This is a genomic window from Aureimonas sp. ME7, assembly GCF_903970965.1.
GTDB lineage: Bacteria > Pseudomonadota > Alphaproteobacteria > Rhizobiales > Rhizobiaceae > Aureimonas.
Genome location: NZ_CAJCKW010000001.1, coordinates 167794 through 186302, shown reverse-complemented (window position 1 = coordinate 186302; position 18509 = coordinate 167794). Strand labels below are relative to the sequence as shown.

Genomic DNA, 18509 nt, shown 5'->3' with positions numbered 1-18509 from the left:
TCTTTATCTCCCCAAATTCGACGCAAACTTAGAACGAGTCAAACGTTCAAAACTCGATCGACGATAGAGCGATCCTATCAGGAGGAGTTTCAGCCCTCACCGCGCAGCGGCTCGATGCGCTTGCGAAACTCCGCCGAGCGCACGCAGGCGAGGATCGCACGCGTCAGCGAGGACATCGGGTGACGGTCCAGCACCACGAGCCCGACCGCCTGCGGGGGCGAGGGATCGTCGAAGGGCAGAATCAGGATCGCCGGGTCGCGGTCTGCCATCCGGGCATGGGGGTGGGGCAGGATGGAGGAGAGTTCGCCCATGCGCACCATGGACAGAAGCGCGGTGTAGGAATTGGCGGTGGCGCGCGGGCCGGCGTCGACGCCCACCCGGCTCATCTGCGCGTCGAGGATGCGCCGGTTCTGCATGTCGCGCGTCAGAAGGCAGAGCGGCGCGCTCGCCGCCTCCGCCCAGGATACGGAGGTTCGCCCTCGGAACGCCCCGTCGGCGGGCGTCGCGAACAGGTAGCGCTCCTCGTAGAAGGTCCAGCTGATGACGCCCGACAGGGGCTCGTTGTCGAGATAGGTGACGCCGCCGTCGATGTCGTGCGCCTGGAGCGCGCGCTCGATCTCGCGCGAGGTCATCGACAGGATCACCGGCTGGAGATCGGGATGCTCGGCAGCCAGAACCGGCGGGATGGCGCCGGCGGCGGGCATGGCGGCCGGGATCACCCCGAGCCGGAGCCGCCCGGTCAGCCCGAAGCCTGGGCGCCCGGCCGCGCGCAGCATGCCGTCGCAGTCGTGCAGCATCTGCTGCGCCCAGGGGAGCGCCGCCTCGCCCTCCGTCGTCAGCCCGACGAAGCGCCGGTCGCGCCGCACGAGTTCGACGCCGAGCGCGGTTTCGAGCGATGCGATTCCCGCCGACAGGGTCGGCTGCGACACGCCGCAGCTCGCCGCCGCGCGTCGGAAATGGCCGATGCGCGCGAGCGTCACGAAATACTGGAGATGCCGGATCTGCATGGAATGGCTCCGTTCGGGGGGACGAGGCAGCCCCTTCGAAGCGAATGCCGGGCAAGGCCGGAAGGTTAGCGGGCGCGGGCCAAGCGGGCAATGGCGGGGCCGACAGGCGCTGAAGGCCGCCGCCGATCCCCGAGCATAGGGCGGAACGCCTGTCCAAGCGGCGTGACAGCCTCTAGGCTGGAACCGCTAAAAACCCGCCAACCGCCTTCCGAAAGATCCCGCCCGATGCCTCCCAAGCGCTCCTACTACGCTCCGACCGGCGGCCTGCCGCCGCAGACCCAGCTCCTCACCGACCGCGCCGTCTTCACCACGGCTTACGCGGTGATTCCCAAGGGGACGATGAGCGACATCGTGACGAGCTTCCTGCCGCACTGGGAAGGAACGCGCCTTTGGGTCCTGTCGCGGCCGCTTTCGGGTTTTGCCGAGACCTTCTCGCAATACATCATGGAGGTGCAGCCGGGCGGCGGATCGGACCGGCCGGAATCCGACGCCGAGGCCGAGGGCGTCCTGTTCGTGGTGGAGGGCGAGCCGACGGTGCGCGTGGATGGCGCCGCCCATACGCTGAAGCCCGGCGGCTACGCCTACCTGCCCGCCGGATCGAACTGGACCTTGCGCAACGACTCCCCCTCGCCCGCCCGCTTCCACTGGATCCGCAAGGCTTACGAACCCGTGCCGGGGCTGGACAAGCCGGAGCCGCTCTTCCTCGACGAAGCCGACATCGCGCCGACGCCGATGCCGGGCACCAACGGCGCCTGGGCGACGACGCGCTTCGTCGATCCGGCCGATCTTCGCCACGACATGCACGTGACGATCGTTACCTTCCAGCCGGGCGGCAGCATCCCCTTCGCCGAAACCCACGTCATGGAGCACGGGCTCTACGTCCTGGAGGGCAAGGCGGTCTACCATCTCAACGGCGACTGGGTGGAGGTCGAGGCTGGCGACTACATGTGGCTGCGCGCCTTCTGCCCGCAGGCCTGCTATGCCGGCGGCCCCGGTCCCTTCCGATATCTCCTCTACAAGGACGTCAACCGGCACATGGCCTTGCGGGGCGCCGGGCGCGGCTAGGGTCGCCCTTTCAGGACCCGGCGAGAAGCGGCTCCACCGCCCGCGCGACCGCATCGCGGGCGTCCCCGTCCAGGGGCCGGATAGGCAGGGGCGGCGCGGCCTCGCCGATCTCCAGAATGGAAACGAGCGCATACATCACGCGAAGGCTCCCGTGGGCTCGGAACGTGTCCCACAAGGGGCCGAGCGTCGCATCGAGGCGCCGCGCCTCGGCGGCTTCGCCCTTCGCCGCGGCGCGTGCCAGCCGCAGGACGGGCCCTGGCAGAAGGCCGGCGAGAACGCTGTAGAAGGCGTCCGCCCCCGCCAGAAGCGCGTCTGCCGTGCCCCAATCGCCGCTGTAGCCGACGGCAAGCCCCGTTCGCTCGCGCAGGGCGGCAAGCTCCCCCACATAGTCGCCGTTCGCCGGCAGCGGCATCTTCACCGCCCGGATCGTGTCGATGGCGGCGAGCCGCTGAAGAAGCTCCGGGCCGAACTGGAAATGCGTGGTGGCGGGATTGTTGTAGACGCAGAGCGGCAGCTCCGTCGCCCCGGCCACCGCACGGTAGTGCTCGAACGCCTCGTCCTGCGTCAGCGGCGTATAGGACACCGGCGCCATCAGAAGGGCGTCGGCGCCCGCATCGCGCGCGTCGCGCGCCAGTGCCTCGGCATGATCGGTGCGCAGCGCGCCGACCCCGACGATCAAGGGCACGCGCCGGCCCACGCATTCGACGGCGGCGGCCACCGCGCGCCGTCGCTCCTCGCGGGTCAGATAGACATAGGTTCCCGTGGAGCCGAGAAGGCCGATCGAATCGACGCCCGCCTCGCAAAGCCGCTCCAGAAGGCGGCCGAGAAGCGCGGTATCGACCCGCCCCCCGGCGTCGGCGGGCGTGATCGGAAAGGCGGAAACGCCTCGAAACAGTCGCTCGCCGGTCATCGAACCCCTCCCCTCATGGCCGAGAAGGGAGATCACAGGCATGCGTGCCCTGCAAGACGCCCGGAGCGTCGAAGGGCCGACCCTCGAGACAGCGGCTGGCGTGTCAGCCGACCGCGCGCAAGGGAGCCGAGCCCGGCGCCTCGTGCTTCAGCCGGCGGTGGACCTCGACGATTGCGAGCGCCGCCCGGCCGGCTTCGCGGCCTTTTTCCACGAAATGGGCGGCGAAGATCGCGTTGTGGTGCTCGGTTTCCTGGTAGTGGTGCGGCGTCAGCGACACCGACAGGACCGGCACGCCGGTATCCAGCCCCGCCCGCATCAGGCCGTCCACCACGCTCTGGGCCACGAAGTCGTGGCGATAGATGCCCCCGTCCACGACGAGGGCGGCGGCCACCACCGCCTCGTAGCGCCCCGTGCGGGCGAGCTCGCGCGCCACGAGCGGCAGTTCGAAGGCGCCGGGCACGTCGACGACGTCGATCTGCGCCTCCGGCACGATCTCGCGAAAACCCTCCAGCGCGCGCGACACGATGTCGGCATGCCAGTTGGCTTTGACGAAGGCGAAGCGGGGTGCGGTCATGGCGTCCTCGAAGGCATTCGGTGGGCCGGCAGCGAAGTTCGGGTCATTTCGGGTTCGCGACCGACCTGCCGCATGGAATATCGGCATCGTTTCATGGAACGACTATAGACTTGGACGCCCGATGCAAGAGGCGCGAAGTTTGGCGTTCCCACCGCGATTTGCGGATCGCTCTGCCGCACGGGTCCCGCTCGGGTGGAACGAATTTCCAGGGGGCGGTCGGAACTCACGCGCAGCCCTCTCTTTCGTCAAAGCCAGCCCGACTTGCGAAAGCGCGAATAAAGGATCGTGCAGGCCGAAACGATCGCGATCCATACGGCGAGGTAGCCGTAGCGCCATTTGAGCTCGGGCATGACCTCGAAGTTCATGCCGTAGATGCCCGCGATGGCGGTGGGAACGGCAAGGATCGCCGCCCAGGCGGCCAGCTGCCGGGTGATGGCGCCCTGGCGCTGCTGCTCGATCAGGCTGGAGAACTCCACCACCGAGACCAGGACCTCGCGCAGGCCCTCCACCATCGTCTCGACGCGGCGCACGTGGTCGAGGACGTCGGAGAAGTAGGGCCGCGCCTCCGGGTCGATGCAAGGCAACTCGGAGCGGGCGAGCTTGCGCGCCACGTCCTCCATCGGCGCCAGGATGCGCTGGAAGCGGATCAGCTCGTGGCGCAGCGTCAGGATGCGGGCGAGTTCGCGCCGCTCCAGGAAGGAATCGAGGATGTGCTCCTCCATTCGTACCACCTCGTCCTCGATGGCGCGCACGATCGGCAGGTAGCCGTCGACGATGAAATCGAGAACCGCGTGAAGGACGTAGTCAACGCCCTGGCGCAGGAGCTGGGGGTTGGTTTCGAGCTCGGCGCGCAGCGGCTGGTGCGCGCGCTCCGAGCCGAGCCGCACGGTGATGATGTGGCTGTGCCCGACGAAGATCGCGGTCTGGCCGTAGTGAATCGTCGCCTCGTCGAGGCGGGCGGTCCGGGCGATCACGAAGAGCTGGTCGCCGTGGATGTCGACCTTGGGCAGTTGCCGGTCGCTCAAGGCATCCTCCACGGCGAGCGGATGGAGGCCGTAGAGCGCCTGGAGCTTTTCCAGATCGGCGGCGCAGGCGCTGGACAGGCCGATCCAGACGAACTGCGAGCGGTCGTCGGGAAAGTCGATCCGCTCGTCGATCGACACGGGGCGGACGCGCACCCCGTCGCGGTAGAGATAGGACGCGATCACGGACATCGGATTTCCTCCCCGGGAAGCTCCATACGGAGGCATGCGGGCCGACAAAGCCGCCCCATGCCTTGCCCGGGCCTGTCGGGCCGGCCTTCCCGTCAGCCGCCCCCGCCCCCGCCCATGGTGACCGACATGAAGGCCCTAAACACGGCGGCGGGCGGAACGATCGGTCGATGCCGGGCCCAGGCGAGGCCGACATCCATGCTGGGGATCGGATCCACCAGCGTGCGCACCTCGATGCGCTGCCCTTCCAGCGACCAGGGTCTATACACCATGTCCGACAGGACGGTGACGCCCACGCCCGCCGCCACCAGCGAACGGACGGCTTCCACCGAACTCGTGGCCAGAACCGGACGGGGCTGGAGCGCGGCGGCGTCCCAGTAGCGCGCGGCGGTGGTGCGCGCCTCGTCAACGGTCAGCATCACGTAGTCCTCGGCGGCGACGTCCTCCAGGCTGATCTCGGGCTTGGCCAGCAGGTGGTGGTCGACGCTCAGCCAAAGGCGGCGGCGCGAGCGCATCAGCATCTCGTGCTCGATCTCCTCCCCGCGCTCGAGGTTGGACACCAGCATGACGGCCATGTCGATCTCGCCGTCCACGACGCCCGCTTCCAGCGCCTCGCGCGCCAGCTCGACGACCCGGACCTCGATCTGCGGGTAGAGCTTGCGGAACCGGGCGTAGTAGCGCGACATGAAATAGCCGACCACCGTGTAGCTCATGCCGAGCCGAAGCGTTCCCGAATGCCCCTGGCGCTCGCGCAAGGGGGTTTGGAGCGCGGCTGCGACGGCCCCGGTGATGATGCGCGCCCGCTCCAGGAAGCGGCCGCCCTCCAGCGTCAGGCGCACCCCGGAATGGGTGCGGTCGAAGAGCTTGACGCCGAGCTCGGCTTCCAGCGCCTTGATCGCGGCGGTGACGGCCGACTGCGAGATGTTGAGGTCCACCGCGGCGTGGCTGACCTGGCCGCTGTCGGCGGTGGCGATGAAATAGTCGAGCTGCCGCAAGGTGATGGCCACGCCGGGCGTCCTTCGCAAAGGATATCGATTTTTTCGATATCAAAGAACCAAAACTACTATTTCACAATTCAAACCGTTTGCGCAAAAAATTTGCAACGCTAAAAATTTGGCAGATGGGAAGGCTCGGAACCGATGGGCGTCACCTTGAACTGCGACATGGGCGAGGGTTTCGGCCTCTACCGGATGGGCGACGACGAGGGCATGCTGCCGCTCATCGACGTCGCCAACGTCGCCTGCGGTTTCCATGCTTCCGACCCGGACCACATGCGGCGCACGGTGCGCCGCGCCGGCGAAGCCGGTGTCGGGGTCGGGGCTCATCCGTCCCTTCCCGACCTCCAGGGTTTCGGCCGGCGCGAGATGAAGATGAGCCGCGAGGAGGTCTCCAACATGGTGATCTACCAGGTCGGCGCGCTGCGCGGCTTCCTCCAGGCGGAAGGGGTTCCCCTCCACCACATCAAGCCGCATGGCAGCCTCTACGGCATGGCCGCGCGCCAGGAGGAGATCGCCCACGCCATCTGCGACGCGGCCGAGATCTTCGACGTGCCGCTCTTCGGCATGACGGGCACGATGCACGAGACGGTCTACCAGGCGCGCGGCATTCCCTTCGTCGCCGAGTTCTACGCCGACCTCGACTACCAGCCGGGCGGCGCGCTGATCGTGACGCGCGAGCACGAGGCCAAGGACCCCGCCGAGATGGCCGGGCGCTGCATCCACGCGCTTTCCAAGGGCGAGGGCACGGCCACGGACGGCTCCTTCTTTCCCGTGCGATGCGAGACGATCTGCATCCATTCCGACACGCCCAACGCCCTCGACATCGCAAGGGCCGTGCGCGAGGCGATCGCGCCCTGGCGCGCTTGAGGCCGCCTGACCCTTCAACCCCCACCCCGCCTGCCGGAGTTTCCCCATGGTCCAGATCCTGTCGCCGCTTCCGGGCACGTTCTACCGCTCCTCCGCCCCCGACCAGCCGCCCTTCAAGGCCGACGGCGCGGCGGTCGCCGTCGGCGACGTGATCGGCCTCGTCGAGGTGATGAAGTCCTTCCACGAGGTGCGCTCCGAGGTGGCGGGCGACAACATCCGCTTTCTCGCCGACAACGAGGAGCCGGTGATGGCGGGCGCCCCGCTCGCGGATCTCGGCTGATGCTCGCCAAGCTTCTGGTCGCCAACCGGGGCGAGATCGCCGTGCGGGTGATCCGGGCGGCCCGCGATCTCGGCATCGCGACGGTGGCCGTCTACTCGGCGGCCGACGAGAACGCCCTCCATGTCCAGCTCGCCGACGAGGCCGTCGCGATCGGCCCGCCGGCGCCGCGCAAGTCCTATCTCTCCATCGACGCGCTCTTGAAGGCGGCTGCCGATACGGGCTGCGACGCCGTCCATCCCGGCTACGGGTTCCTTGCCGAGAACGCCGAGTTCTCCGATGCCGTGAAGGCCGCCGGCCTCGTCTTCGTCGGCCCCTCGGGCGACGCGATCCGCCTGATGGGCGACAAGGTCTCGGCGCGCGAAGCGGCGGCGAAAGCCGGTGTTCCCGTGGTGCCCGGCTCCCGGGGCCGCGTCGCGGGCATCGAGGCGGCGCGCGAGGTGCTGGCCGAGACCGGGTTCCCGGTGATGATCAAGGCCGCGGCGGGCGGCGGTGGGCGCGGCATCCGCATCGCGGGGAGCCAGGCCGAGTTCGACCAGCTCTTTCCCCAGGCCGAGGCCGAGGCGCTCGCCGCCTTCGGCGACGGCGGCCTCTACATGGAAAAGGTGATCGGGCGCGCGCGCCATATCGAGGTGCAGGTCCTGGCCGACGGGCGAAACGCCATCCACTGCTTCGAGCGCGAATGCTCGCTGCAGCGCCGTCGGCAGAAGGTCTGGGAGGAAGCGCCCTCGCGCGCGCTCTCGCCCGCCCTTCGCGAGGAGCTCTGCGCCTCGGCCGTGGCGCTCGCCAAGGCCGTCGGCTATTCGGGCGCGGGAACGGTCGAATATCTCTACGACGAGGGCGCCGACCGCTTCTACTTCATCGAGATGAACACCCGCATCCAGGTCGAGCATCCGGTCACGGAAGCGATCACAGGCATCGACCTCGTGGCCGAGATGCTGCGGATCGCGGGCGGCGAGCCCTTGCGCATCCGGCAGGAAGATGTCGCGGTGAAGGGCCACGCGATCGAGGTGCGCCTCAACGCCGAGGACCCCTCTCGCGATTTCGCGCCGTTCCCCGGCACGGTCGAGGACCTGCGCATTCCCGGCGGACCCGGCGTGCGCTTCGATTCGATGCTTTATCCCGGCTACACGGTGCCGCCCTTCTACGACTCGCTGCTCGCCAAGCTGATCGTCCACGCCGAAACACGCGAGGCGGCGATCGAACGCCTGGTGCGAGCTTTGAGCGAGACGCGCATCGGCGGCCTGAAGACCACGAAACCGCTCTTTCTCGCGCTCGCGGCCGACCCGGCCGTGCGGGCCGGAGACGTCCACACCCGCTGGCTGGAAGGCTGGCTCACCGACAACGCGGCGGCGCTTGGCGCCTGACGGAGGATCGATGTCGATACGCTTCAGCTTCGGCGGCGACGAACACATCTTCGGGGAAGTCTCCGAGGAGATGTCGCTCGCCTCCTTCTTCACCGGTCTGTCGATGACCAAGGCCGTCCGCGACGCCGCCATTCCCGGCGTCACGGAGATCTGCCCGGCGAACGCCAGTTTCCAGATCCGCTTCGACCCCGACAGGATCTCACCCCGGGACCTCCTGCGGGAGCTGAAATCCTTCGAGGCGGCGGCCGCGAAGTCGGACGAGACGCTGAACACCCGCATCATCGAGCTGCCGGTCTACTTCCAGGACCCGTGGACCCACGAAACCGGCCAGCGCTTTCGCGAGCGCCATCAGGACCCGTCCTCGACCGATCTCGAATACTCCGCCCGCATCAACGGCTACGGGAGCGTCGAGGAGTTCATAGAGGCCTATTCCGGCCAGCCCTGGTTCGTTTCGATGGTGGGCTTCGTCGCCGGGCTCCCCTGGCTCTACCAGATGGTGGAGCGGCAGCGGCAGATCGAGGCGCCGAAGTATCTGCGCCCGCGCACCGACACGCCCAAGCTCACCATCGGCCACGGCGGCTGCTTCGCCGCGATCTACTCGGTGCGCGGGGCCGGCGGCTACCAGATGTACGGCGTGACGCCCGCCCCGATCTACGATCCGACGCGTCAGGTGAACTACCTCCGCGACGAGATGTGCCTGTTCAAGCCGGGCGACATCGTCAAGTTCAAGGCGATCGACCGCGACGCCTACGACGCGACGCTGGAAGCGATCGAGGCCAACACCTTCGCGCCGACGATCAGCCCCTGCACCTTCAACCTCGCCGAGTTCAACCGCGACATCGCGGGTACCAACGCCAAGCTGATGGAGCTTCTCGATGGCCGTTAACGTCATCTCTCCGGGTCTGGCGACCACGGTCCAGGATCTCGGCCGTCCCGGCTACTACCATCTCGGCATTCCCGAAGGCGGCGGCATGGACCGCTTCGCCACCGCGATCGCCAATCTCCTCGTCGGCAACGAGGCGGAAGCCGCGCTTCTCGAAGCCACCTTCATGGGCCCCGAGCTCGAATTCACGGCGGACGCCGCCGTCGCCGTGACCGGGGGCGAGCTGCCGCCCAAGGTCAACGGCGAGGAGCGCCCGACCTGGGAAAGCTTCCCCGTAAAAGCCGGCGACCGCCTCTCCTTCGGCTACCTGAAGAGCGGCGCGCGCGCCTATATCGCCATCTCCGGCGGCATCGACGTGCCGGTCGTGCTCGGCTCGCGCACCACCTACGTCCTCGGGGCGCTCGGGGGCTTCGAGGGCCGCGCCCTGAAGGCGGGCGACGTCCTGCCCATCGGCGAGGGGCGGATGGCGACCGGGCGCAGCCTGCCGCCGAACCTGCGCCGCGCGCCCGCCAACCCGGCCGAGCTGCGCATGCTGCCCGGCATCTACTGGCACCGCGTGACCGAGGCCGCCGGCCGGCGCTTCTTCGACGACACCTGGAAGGTCGCCCCCGAGGCCGATCGCATCGGCTACCGCTTCCGGGGCGGCGCGCCGCTGGAGTTCGTCGCCCGCGAGCAGCCCTTCGGCGCCGGCTCCGACCCGTCCAACATCGTCGACGCCTGCTATCCCTACGGCTCGGTCCAGGTGCCGAGCGGCACGGAGCCGATCGTGCTCCACCGCGATGCGGTGTCGGGCGGCGGCTACATGATGCTGGGCGTCGTGATCTCGGCCGACATGGACCTCATCGCCCAGCTCCAGCCTCACACGCCGACGCGCTTCCAGCCCGTGACCTTGGAGGAGGCGCTCGCCGCCAGATCCGACGCGAAGGAGGCGCTCGCCCGCGCCAGGGACCACGTCGCGGGCTGAGCGCCCGCTCGAACAAGGCGCGCCGGTGGGGGCCGGCGCGGGGAGCTCCACGATAAACGTCCGGCTCCGCGGCCGGCCGTCCGCAGGAACCGGCCCCGCTTGGGCCGGATCGGAGGGGCTTCCCAAGAGTTGCCGACGTCCCGGCCATCCGGCGGGCCGTCGCGCCCTTCCATCGAGACAGGAAAGGAATGGCGCATGCGAAGCTTGAAGGCGGATTCCGTGTCCGTCGCCTTTGCCGGGTTGAAGGCGCTGTCGGCGGTCGACCTGCCGATCGTGCCCGGGCGCATCACCGGCCTGATCGGGCCGAACGGCGCCGGCAAGACGACGCTGGTCAACGTCCTCACCGGCTTCCAGGCGCCGACGGGCGGCACGGTCGAGCTCGACGGCGCGAGCCTTGCCGGCCTCAAGCCCTTTCAGGTGCGCCGACGCGGCATCGCGCGCACCTTCCAGGGCGGGCGGCTGTTCCGCGATCTCACCGTGATCGACAATCTCGAGGTGACCGGCGTCGGGCTCGGCCTGTCGCGCAGGCAGGCGGTGGCCGAGGCCGAGGCGATGCTGGATTGGATGGGCATCGCGGACCTCAAGTCCCGCATCGCCGGAACGCTTCCCTATACCGACGAGCGGCGGGTCGCGATCGGGCGCGCCCTGATGGGCCGCCCGGCCTTCGTCCTTCTCGACGAGCCGGCGGCCGGCATGAGCGGACCGGAGGCGGCGGACCTTTCCGCGCTGATCCGGCGCATCGCGGGAGATCTCGGCTGCGGCGTCCTTCTGATCGAGCACAATGTCGGGCTGGTGCTCGGCCTTTGCGAAGACATCGTGGTCCTCGATTCGGGCGCCGTGATCGAGAAAGGCACGCCCGCCGCCATCCGCGCGAGCGAAAAGGTCCGCCACGCCTACATGGGCACGGCCGCCGACGCACCCGCCCCCAGCGTGGAGGCTCTGGTATGAGCGTTCTCAACCTTTCCGGCGTCGAGGTGCGCTACGGCCGGCTGACCGCCGTGCGCGACGTGTCCTTTTCCATGCGGGACGGCGAAACCCTCTTCATCACCGGCCCGAACGGGGCGGGCAAGTCGTCGCTCCTACGCGCCATCGCCGGCGTCACTCCCGTGGCCGGCGGCACCGTCGACTTCGACGGCTATCCCATTACCGGTCGCACGCCCGAAGCCATCGCCCGCCTCGGCTTCTCGATGGTGCCGGAAGGGCGCGAGGTCTTCGGCTCGCTGACCATCGAGGAGAACCTTCTGGTGGGCACCGGCATGCGGACCCGCGAGCCGGGCGCCAAGGCGAGGAGCGCGGCCGAACTGGAAGCCGTCTACGACACGTTCCCGATCCTGAAGGAGCGCCGGCACTCCCAGGCCGGCCTCCTGTCGGGCGGGCAGCAGCAGATGCTCGTGATCGGCCGCGCGCTGATGACGGGGCCGAAGCTCGTCGCCATCGACGAGCCCTCGCTGGGGCTCGCCCCCAACATCACCGACCAGGTCTACGAGCGGCTTCTCGGCCTCCAGCGCCAGCGCGGCCTGACGCTCCTCGTGGTCGAGCAAAGCTCCACCCGCGCCGCCATGGTGGGCGGGCGCATGCTGCTCATGCGCGGCGGGCGCATCCTTCTCGACGGCGACGCGCGCGAGCTCGGCCAGGGCGAGGCCATCCAGGCCGCCTATTTCGGCTACGAGGATCACTGATCATGCTGCAGGTCGTCTTCGACGCGCTCTCGCTCGGCTCCCTCTACGCGCTCGGCGCCCTCGGCATCGCGCTGATCTTCGGCGTCATGCGCCTCGTCAACTTCGCCCATGGCGACGTGATCGCCTTCTCGATCTTCGCCCTTCTCTGGCCCTCGACCGATGCGATGGCGATCGTCTTCGCCGGGCAGATGCCCCCGTATCTCCTTGTGCCCTTCGTGCTTCTGGTGGGCGCCGGACTCTCGGTCGTCTGCGAGATCGTCGTGTTCCGGCGCTTCCGGCACGCCAGCCCCGCCACGATGATGATCGCCTCCTTCGCGCTCGGCTTCGTGATCCGCTACTTCCTCCTGATGCTCTTCACGAGCCGGCCGAAGTCGATCTCGCTTCTGCCGGGCCTGTCGCAGCCGGTCGAGATTCTCGGCGCGCGCCTGCCGCTCCTGCAGCTGATCACGATCCTGGCGACGCTCGCCATCCTCGCCGGGCTGACCCTGTTCCTGCGGCGCACCCGCTTCGGGCTGGAAATGCGCGCGGCGGCCGAGAACTTCTCCATGGCGCGGATGCTGGGTGTGAGGGCCAACCGCGTCATCATGGGCGCCTTCGCCCTGTCCGGCGCGCTGGCCGGCGCGATCGGCCTGATCTTCGGCGCGCAGACCGGCACCGTCGACATCCAGATGGGCGCCTCGCTCATGCTGATGGCCTTCATCGCCACCGTGATCGGCGGCCTCGGGAGTCTGGCCGGCGCGGTGCTGGCGGGCTTCCTGCTCGGCGCCGCTTCCGTCGTCATGCAGGTCGCGCTGCCGCTCGACGCGCGCGCCTTCCGCGATGCCTTCGTCTACGCCGCCGTGATCCTCGTGCTCCTGTTCCGCCCGCAGGGGCTCGTCGCCGCGCGCGGCACCAAGGAAAGGGTCTGATCCCCATGACCACGCCCTCCGCCTCGCTTCCCCTCGCCGCCTCGCTGCCCGAAGCGCGCAAGCCCGCCCGCTTCGCGCTCGCCCGGCGCACGATCCTGACGCCGGTCCTCCTGTCGCTTATCCTTCTCGCCATCGCCGCGGTGACCGTCGCGACCGGCTCGCGCCCGTTCAACCAGACGGTGATCGACGTCTTCGTGCGCGTCGTCTTCGTGGTCGGCCTCTACATCTTCATCGGCAATTCCGGCGTCCTCTCCTTCGGCCATGTCGGCTTCGCGTGTCTGGGCGGCTACATGGCGGCCTGGCTCACCATCAACCCGGTGATGAAGGCGAGCGCCCTGCCCGGCCTGCCGGACCTCATCCTCTCCGCGCGCCTGCCCTACTGGCAGTCGGCCGCGCTCGCCGCGCTCTTCGCCGGGCTCGCCGCCCTCGTCTTCGGCCGCGTCCTCATGCGCCTGTCGGGCATCGCCGCCTCGATCGCGACCTTCGCGGTGCTGGCGATGATCAACACGATCTACGCCAACTGGGACTCGGTGACGGGCGGCACCTCGTCGGTGGTCGGCATCCCGATCGTGCGCACGCTCTGGCCCTACCTGATCGGCGCCGTGGTCGCGGTGTTCGTCGCCTGGGCGCACGCCATCTCGCGGGCGGGCCTCGCCTTGCGGGCCGCGCGCGACGAGCCGACGGCGGCGAGCGCATCGGGCGTCGACATCCCGCGCGAGCGCCTCGTCGCCTTCGCGATCTCGGGCGCGGTGATGGGCATGGGCGGCGCGCTGATGGCCCATTCGGTCGGTGTCGTCACCCCCGACACCTTCTATCTCGGCCTCACCTTCATCACGCTGTCCATGCTCGTCGTCGGCGGCATGAACAGCCTGACCGGGGCCGTGCTCGGCACCGTGATCCTGTCCGCCCTGATCCAGATCCTGCGCTGGTTCGAAGCGGGCGTCGACGTCGGCGGCACCACCCTCGCCCTGCCCAAGGGCCTCCAGGAGATCGCGCTCGGCGTCATCATGATCGTGATCCTCGCGCTCCGGCCGGCCGGCCTCTTCGGCCGAGCCGAGATCACGCTGTTCCGAAAGTCCCGCAACGCCTGACCCCGCCGGCATGACGCCCGGGCCGTCCAGCAAAGGAGACGTGCATGACAAACGCAAAGCACCTTGTCGCAGCCGCCTTGGCATCGGTGTGTCTCACCGCGCCCGCCTTTGCGGAGGGCGACACGATCAAGATCGGCTTCGCCACCGCCGAATCGGGCTTCATGGAAGCCTACGACAAGCCGGCGACCGACGCCGCGCTGATCCGCATCGACGAGATCAACAAGGCCGGCGGCCTTCTCGGCAAGCGGATCGAAGTGGTCAAGGCCGACACCAAGTCCGACCGGGCGGAAGGCGCCAAGGCCGGCCTCACCGTGATCGACGAGGGCGCCGACCTCGTGGTCGTGTCCTGCGACTACGACTTCGGCTCGCCGGCAGCGCTCGCCGCCGAGGACGCCGGCAAGGTCTCGTTCTTCCTGTGCGCCGAATCGGTCAAGGCCGGCATCCAGGGCGTCGGCCCCTTGTCCTTCTCGGCCTCCGTGCTCGCTCCCGTACAGGGCGCGGCCATGTCGCAATGGGCCTTCAAGGAAAAGGGCGCCAAGGACTTCTACAAGCTCCTCGACACCTGGACCGTCTACAACAAGGGCATCTGCGACGGCTTCGACTGGATGATGCCCAAGCTCGAAGCCGAGGGTGCCAAGCTCGTCGGCGAGGACACGTTCAAGAACGAGGACGCCTCGATCGCGGCGCAGATCACCCGCATCAAGTCGCTGCCGAAGGAGCCCGACGCGATCATGCTCTGCACCATGATGCCGGGCGGGGTTTCGGCGGTGAAGCAGATCCGTGCCGCCGGCATCAACTCGATGATCCTCACCGGATCGGGCATGGACGGCTCCTACTGGCTGCCCGCCGTGCCGGACCTGTCGAACTTCTTCATCCCCGTCCAGGGCTCGATCTACGGCGACGACCCGAACCCGGACGTCAAGGCCTTCAACGCCGCCTTCAAGGCGAAGACCGGCGCCGACCCCTCCAGCCAGTACGCCTATCCCGGCTACGTGATGGTGGACGTCTGGGCGAAGGCCGTGGAGCGGGCCGGCACCACGGATGCCGAGACCGTGGTGGCCGAGCTCGAGAAGATGAAGGACGAGCCGACCCTCTTCGGCCCGCGCACCTTCACCTCCGAACTGCACCACCAGAACAACGCCACCTACCTCGTCGTGGACGTCGAGAAGGGCAAGCCGGGCGTCGTCGGCAAGTGGACCCTGTCCGAGCCCGTGCCGATGGATGCGATCCTGAAGTAGGCCTTCGGAACCGTCTAGAAAATCGATGGGGAAAGGGCGCCGCCGGGCGCCCTTTTCGTTTTGATCAGACGCCGCGTCGCGCCGCCTCGCAGGCGACGGACAGCGCGTCGAGCGGCTCGCGGACCAAGGCCCGAAGGTCGCTCGCCGGTGTGTGGAGAAAGCCCGCGGCGGCCGCGGAGAAGATCGACAGGAGCATCGGCGGCTGGAAGGGCAGAAGCGGGAGGACGCCTAAGCGCTCGCGCTCGGCGGCAAGGCTCCGGGGCGCATAGGACACGCCGAGCCGAGCGGCGAGATCGGGCGCGCGGAACGGCGTCACGCCGGACAGCTCGTAGATCCTGCCTCGATGGGAGGCCGGATCGCGCAAGACGGCGAGCGCCGCCCCGGCCAAATCGGCGCGTGCCACTGCGGACATGGCGCCGAAGCCGAACGGCGCCTCGATCCGCCCGCCGACGGGCGCGGCGAGCGCTCCGATCAGTTCGGCATAAAGGCCGTTGCGCAGGATCGCCCAGTCCATGCCGCTTTCCCGGATCGCCTGCTCGGTCCAGCGATGGGCCAGCGCGAAGCCGAGATGGTCGCTCGCCCGCGACAGGCTGGTGTAGACGACATGCCCGACCCCGTGGCGGCGCGCGGCTTCGAGCACCGCCCCGTGGCGGCGGATCACCACGTCGTCCTCCGCATAACCGGCCGAAACCCAGAAAAGCGTCGAGATACCGCCGAAGTCCAATGTTTCCGGCCGGTCGAAGTCGATCACCCTGTCGGCATCGGCCGAACGACCGGCGGTGAGGAAGGGCAGACCGATCGCCCTGGCCTGGGCAGCGACGAGCGAGGCGAGTTGGCCGGAGGCTCCGGTGACGAGGATCATGATGCGGGTCCTTTCGTTGAATCCGCATCCGACCTATGGGATGGCGAGCCGACCCGTAAGGAGGCACTTTCGTGTCCGCTACGCACACCGATGTTCGTCTTCGCGAAGACCTCCTGCCCTGCGGCTCGCCGGCGCACGAGGATTGCGGATTGCACCTCTCGCTGGACCGATTGGGAGAGCGCTGGAGCGTGATGGCGCTGGCCCAGCTTTCGGCGGGCCCCTGCCGATACCGGGAATTGGAGCGCTCCCTGCCCGGCATCTCGCAGCGCATGCTGACGCTGACGCTGCGTCGGTTGGAGCGCGACGGCCATGTCTTGCGCCATGTCGAGGCCAGCATTCCGCCGAGCGTCACCTACGAGTTGAGCGACCTCGGCCGATCCTTCGCGACGCAAGTCGCTCGGCTCGTCGAATGGAGCCGAGCGCGCAAGGCCGAGATCGAAGCCGCGCAGGCGCGCTTCGACGCCCATGCCGACCGGTAGCCGTCAGCCGCGATTCTTGCGGTAGGAATCCTTCAGCGCGATCCGGTCGCCGTCGAAGTCGAAGATGTCGCAGCCGTCCACCTCGACGCGCTCCCCCGCCGCCGTGACGCCCACGAAGCGCCAGGAGGACAGGCCCGTGTCGCCGCTGACCGAGTGGCGCCCGCGCGTCCAGGCCGCTTCCGGGAAGGCCTCGAACAGCGCCGCGTAGGCAGCGCGAACGGCCCCCCGTCCCTCGTGGCGGGTGCCGTCGGCACCCGGACCGCCGGAGGCACGGAAGGCGCAAGAGTCGGCCATGCAGGCCATCAGCGCATCGACGTCGCGCCCGTTCCAGGCGGCGAGGAACCGGTCGAGCGTTTCGAGCCGGCGCGCGGACAGGTCGCTGTCCACCGCCTCCACTTCCAGAAAGGCGAGCGGCTCGTCGCCGCCGTTGACGACGTTGTGGGCAACGCCCGTGCGCCGGGAGTAGGGCACGCCCCGGCTCAACGTCGCCTCGGCCGACCCGCCGTCCGGAAGGCCGAGCTCCAACCGTCCGTCGGTGAGCGGAACGATGACGTAGTCGTGCCCGTGGATGTGCCAGCCGGTCTCGGCGCCGGGCGCGAAGCGCCATTCGGTGACGCGGAACCGCCCGTCGTCGATATGGACGACGGGTTCGGCCGCCGGCCGGCTCACCGGAGGTTCTCGGCCGCCACCGCGCCTTCCAGGCGCTCCAGCGTCCGGCCCATCCGCGCCATGATCTCGCCGACATCGCTCTCGGTGACGATCAGCGGCGGGCAGAGCGCCAGCTGGTCGCCGATGGAGCGGAAGATCAGCCCTTCCTCGTGGCCGATCGCGGCCGCAAGCTGGCCGGCGCGGCCCACCTTCTCGAAGGGGCGCTTGGCCGCCTTGTCGGCGACGAGCTCCAGGGCGCCGATCAGCCCCGCGCCCCGCGCCTCGCCCACCAGCGGATGGTCGGCGAAGGACCGAAGGCCCGCCTGGAAGGCGCCCTCCAAACGGGCGGCGTTGCCGATGAGGTCCTTTTCCTCGATGATCGCGATGTTTTCGAGGGCGACGGCGGTGGACACCGGGTGCCCAGAAGCGGTGAAGCCGTGGCCGAAGACGCCGAGCCGGGCGGAATTGTCGGCGATGGCATTGTAGACCGCATCCGAGATCATCACGGCCGCGAGCGGCATGTAGGAAGAGGTGATCTGCTTCGACAGGGTCATGATATCGGGCGTGAAGCCGTATTTCTGGCAGCCGAAGGGGGTGCCGAGGCGCCCGAAGCCACAGATCACCTCGTCGGACACGAGAAGGATGTCGTTGGCGCGGCAGATCCGCTCCACACCTTCCCAGTAGCCGGCGGGCGGCGGCATCACGCCGCCGGCCGACATCAGCGGCTCGCCGATGAAGGCGGCGATCGTATCCGCGCCCTCCTCGGCGATGACGCTTTCCAGCTCGGCGAGGAGGCGCTGCGTGAACGCCGCCTCGTCTTCGCCCTCAGCCCCGAAGCGGTAGAAGTGGGGGCAGGTCAGGTGGCGCACGGGGATCGCCGGCAGGTCGAAGTCGCGGTGGTTGACCGGCAGACCGGTGAGCGAGCCCGACGCGACCGTGATGCCGTGATAGCCCTTGGTGCGGGCGAGGAACTTCTTCTTGTTCGGCCGCCCCAGCGCATTGTTCATGTACCACACCATCTTGACGATGGTGTCGTTGGCCTCCGACCCGGACGAGGTGAAGAAGGCGCGCGTGAGGGGTTCGGGCGTGATCTCGGCCAGCTTCTCGGCAAGGCGGATCGAGGGCTCGTTCGATTTGGATGTGAACGTGTGGTAGTAGGGCAGCTTCAGCATCTGGGCGTAGGCCGCGTCCGCCAGCCGCTTTTCCGAGAAGCCGACGCCCACGGACCAGAGGCCCGCCAGCCCCTCGATATACTCCTTGCCCCGGTCGTCGTAGACGCGGATGCCTTCGCCCCTGGCGATCACCAGCGGCCCGTTCGCCTCGTGGGCGCGCAGGTTGGTGTTGGGGTGGAGCGTATGGGCGATGTCGGCCGCCGCGAGCGAGTTCGAGAGTGTGTCCATGATCAACCGTCCGAAGCTGAAGCCGATGGGAACGCGGGACCATACGCCGGAATGCGGGCCGATCCTACGAGGCGAAGGCGG

Annotated in this window: 20 protein-coding genes; 12 read left to right on the top strand and 8 right to left on the bottom strand. The window is 68.9% G+C overall.

What is annotated here, in order from left to right:
* Positions 1 to 89 precede the first annotated feature (89 nt).
* The gene (locus H7A85_RS00930; RefSeq protein ID WP_182084008.1) at positions 90 to 1007 is read right to left on the bottom strand and encodes a LysR family transcriptional regulator; all 918 of its coding nucleotides are present in this window, start codon (positions 1005 to 1007) and stop codon (positions 90 to 92) included.
* 225 nt (positions 1008 to 1232) lie between these two features.
* Between H7A85_RS00930 and H7A85_RS00925 the strand changes: the two genes are divergently transcribed.
* Positions 1233 to 2072 carry a bifunctional allantoicase/(S)-ureidoglycine aminohydrolase gene (locus H7A85_RS00925; protein WP_182084007.1) on the top strand — a complete coding sequence of 280 codons (840 nt, stop codon included), beginning with the start codon at positions 1233 to 1235 and terminating at the stop codon, positions 2070 to 2072.
* A gap of 10 nt (positions 2073 to 2082) precedes the next feature.
* On the opposite strand, the gene H7A85_RS00920 is transcribed toward H7A85_RS00925, so the two are convergent.
* From H7A85_RS00920 to H7A85_RS00905, 4 genes are all read right to left on the bottom strand, one after another.
* Positions 2083 to 2982 (bottom strand): dihydrodipicolinate synthase family protein, encoded by a 900-nt coding sequence (locus H7A85_RS00920; RefSeq protein WP_182084006.1) that lies wholly within the window; start codon positions 2980 to 2982, stop codon positions 2083 to 2085.
* Positions 2983 to 3085: 103 nt separating this feature from the next.
* Complete coding sequence (locus tag H7A85_RS00915; protein ID WP_182084005.1) at positions 3086 to 3556, bottom strand: 6,7-dimethyl-8-ribityllumazine synthase; 471 nt, start codon at positions 3554 to 3556, stop codon at positions 3086 to 3088.
* 245 nt (positions 3557 to 3801) lie between these two features.
* Positions 3802 to 4770, bottom strand: coding sequence for a magnesium/cobalt transporter CorA (gene corA, locus H7A85_RS00910; RefSeq protein WP_182084004.1), 969 nt, complete (start codon positions 4768 to 4770; stop codon positions 3802 to 3804).
* Between the two features lie 92 nt (positions 4771 to 4862).
* Positions 4863 to 5774: a LysR family transcriptional regulator gene (locus H7A85_RS00905; protein WP_182084003.1), complete on the bottom strand. Its 912-nt coding sequence runs from the start codon at positions 5772 to 5774 to the stop codon at positions 4863 to 4865.
* Positions 5775 to 5906: 132 nt separating this feature from the next.
* Here H7A85_RS00905 and H7A85_RS00900 point away from each other — a divergent pair, with 132 nt between their 5' ends.
* The 10 genes from H7A85_RS00900 to H7A85_RS00855 all read left to right on the top strand — a co-directional run bounded on the left by H7A85_RS00900 (position 5907) and on the right by H7A85_RS00855 (position 15039).
* Positions 5907 to 6632, top strand: a complete 726-nt coding sequence (locus H7A85_RS00900) for a LamB/YcsF family protein (RefSeq protein WP_182084002.1) — start codon at positions 5907 to 5909, stop codon at positions 6630 to 6632.
* A 46-nt stretch (positions 6633 to 6678) separates the two neighbouring features.
* Positions 6679 to 6912, top strand: a complete 234-nt coding sequence (locus tag H7A85_RS00895) for an acetyl-CoA carboxylase (RefSeq protein ID WP_182084001.1) — start codon at positions 6679 to 6681, stop codon at positions 6910 to 6912.
* The gene (locus tag H7A85_RS00890) at positions 6909 to 8276 is read left to right on the top strand and encodes an acetyl-CoA carboxylase biotin carboxylase subunit (RefSeq protein WP_244630899.1); all 1368 of its coding nucleotides are present in this window, start codon (positions 6909 to 6911) and stop codon (positions 8274 to 8276) included. The genes H7A85_RS00895 and H7A85_RS00890 overlap by 4 nt, the downstream gene beginning before the upstream one ends.
* Before the next feature lie 10 nt (positions 8277 to 8286).
* Complete coding sequence (locus H7A85_RS00885; protein ID WP_182083999.1) at positions 8287 to 9162, top strand: carboxyltransferase domain-containing protein; 876 nt, start codon at positions 8287 to 8289, stop codon at positions 9160 to 9162.
* On the top strand, positions 9152 to 10123 hold the full coding sequence (locus H7A85_RS00880) for a biotin-dependent carboxyltransferase family protein (protein ID WP_182083998.1): 972 nt from the start codon (positions 9152 to 9154) through the stop codon (positions 10121 to 10123). Before H7A85_RS00885 ends, H7A85_RS00880 begins: the two co-directional genes overlap by 11 nt.
* Before the next feature lie 195 nt (positions 10124 to 10318).
* Positions 10319 to 11071, top strand: a complete 753-nt coding sequence (locus H7A85_RS00875) for an ABC transporter ATP-binding protein (RefSeq protein WP_182083997.1) — start codon at positions 10319 to 10321, stop codon at positions 11069 to 11071.
* Positions 11068 to 11802, top strand: coding sequence for an ABC transporter ATP-binding protein (locus H7A85_RS00870; RefSeq protein ID WP_182083996.1), 735 nt, complete (start codon positions 11068 to 11070; stop codon positions 11800 to 11802). Before H7A85_RS00875 ends, H7A85_RS00870 begins: the two co-directional genes overlap by 4 nt.
* A 2-nt stretch (positions 11803 to 11804) precedes the next feature.
* Entirely contained in the window at positions 11805 to 12710 is a 906-nt protein-coding gene (locus H7A85_RS00865; RefSeq protein ID WP_182083995.1) for a branched-chain amino acid ABC transporter permease, read from the top strand.
* Positions 12711 to 12715: 5 nt separating this feature from the next.
* Positions 12716 to 13801, top strand: a complete 1086-nt coding sequence (locus H7A85_RS00860) for a branched-chain amino acid ABC transporter permease (protein ID WP_182083994.1) — start codon at positions 12716 to 12718, stop codon at positions 13799 to 13801.
* A gap of 44 nt (positions 13802 to 13845) precedes the next feature.
* Positions 13846 to 15039, top strand: a complete 1194-nt coding sequence (locus H7A85_RS00855) for an ABC transporter substrate-binding protein (protein ID WP_182083993.1) — start codon at positions 13846 to 13848, stop codon at positions 15037 to 15039.
* Between the two features lie 64 nt (positions 15040 to 15103).
* Here the strand turns inward: H7A85_RS00855 and H7A85_RS00850 are convergent, their stop codons facing one another.
* Positions 15104 to 15901: an NAD(P)H-binding protein gene (locus tag H7A85_RS00850; RefSeq protein ID WP_182083992.1), complete on the bottom strand. Its 798-nt coding sequence runs from the start codon at positions 15899 to 15901 to the stop codon at positions 15104 to 15106.
* Positions 15902 to 15972: 71 nt separating this feature from the next.
* Between H7A85_RS00850 and H7A85_RS00845 the strand changes: the two genes are divergently transcribed.
* Positions 15973 to 16380 carry a helix-turn-helix domain-containing protein gene (locus H7A85_RS00845; protein ID WP_182083991.1) on the top strand — a complete coding sequence of 136 codons (408 nt, stop codon included), beginning with the start codon at positions 15973 to 15975 and terminating at the stop codon, positions 16378 to 16380.
* Between the two features lie 3 nt (positions 16381 to 16383).
* Here H7A85_RS00845 and H7A85_RS20970 read toward each other — a convergent pair whose 3' ends face one another.
* Both H7A85_RS20970 and H7A85_RS00835 read right to left on the bottom strand, forming a co-directional pair.
* The gene (locus H7A85_RS20970) at positions 16384 to 17049 is read right to left on the bottom strand and encodes a nuclear transport factor 2 family protein (RefSeq protein ID WP_182083990.1); all 666 of its coding nucleotides are present in this window, start codon (positions 17047 to 17049) and stop codon (positions 16384 to 16386) included.
* Positions 17046 to 18428 (bottom strand): aspartate aminotransferase family protein, encoded by a 1383-nt coding sequence (locus H7A85_RS00835; RefSeq protein WP_182083989.1) that lies wholly within the window; start codon positions 18426 to 18428, stop codon positions 17046 to 17048. Before H7A85_RS00835 ends, H7A85_RS20970 begins: the two co-directional genes overlap by 4 nt.
* Between the last annotated feature and the right edge of the window lie 81 nt (positions 18429 to 18509).